General features: G+C 67.4%; 1 protein-coding gene. It reads left to right on the top strand.

Annotated elements, in window-relative coordinates:
- Positions 1 to 649, top strand: a 649-nt coding sequence (locus tag EN964_RS36110; protein ID WP_127277563.1) for a PfkB family carbohydrate kinase, incomplete at its 5' end; no start/stop codon positions are given.
- Between the last annotated feature and the right edge of the window lie 115 nt (positions 650 to 764).

Raw genomic sequence — 764 nt, 5'->3', positions numbered from 1 at the left:
GATCGACAGCGAAGGCGAGCTGATCGTCGGCTTTGCCGACATGGCGCTCTATGAGTTGGCCTTTCCCAAACAGATTCGCCGCTCCAGGGTGCGCGAAGCAATCGCGGCCGCCGATGCCGTGTTCTGCGACGCCAACCTGCCGACGGCGGCGCTGGAACGGCTGGTCGCGCTCGCCGCGGGCAAGCCGGTTTTCGCCATTGCCATCTCGCCGGCCAAGGTGGTGCGGCTGATACCGGTGCTGAAGGAGCTCTCGCTGGTCTTCATGAACCGGCGCGAGGCCATGGTGCTGGCCGGCGTCGCCGCGAATGCCAGGGAGCGCGAGGTCGTCGACGGGTTGCGATGCAGCGGCCTCGTCAGTGGCGTGGTCACGGCAGGCGACGCGCCCGTGCTGGGGTTCGATGAAACAGGCGCCTTTTCGATCATGCCGCCCAATCCCCGAAAGGTCGCTGACGTCACCGGGGCCGGTGATGCGCTGGCGGGCGCAACGGTCGCTGCCTTGCTGCGCGGACTGCCGCTGCGGGTGGCCCTGCGCGAAGGCATCGCCGGGGCGACGCTTGCCATCGAAAGCGCCAACGCCGTTCCCGAGTTCACCGCCTCAAGCTTCGCGGAAGCGCTGGCTCTTGTGCCGGATGCCAGGGAAGTGGCATGAGACCGGCGAATTCATAGTGCCGCGATGTTGCCTGGTGTCCCGACGGACGCGCCGCATTCCGGATTGGAGACCCTGATGACCCCTGAGACCGCCCGCCCCCTCATCGACATCCACG

Origin of the sequence: Mesorhizobium sp. M7A.F.Ca.CA.001.10.2.1 (assembly GCF_003998575.1) — a bacterium.
GTDB lineage: Bacteria > Pseudomonadota > Alphaproteobacteria > Rhizobiales > Rhizobiaceae > Mesorhizobium.
Note: the sequence above shows the minus strand (reverse complement) of the source record. Positions and strands in the feature narration are given on the sequence as shown.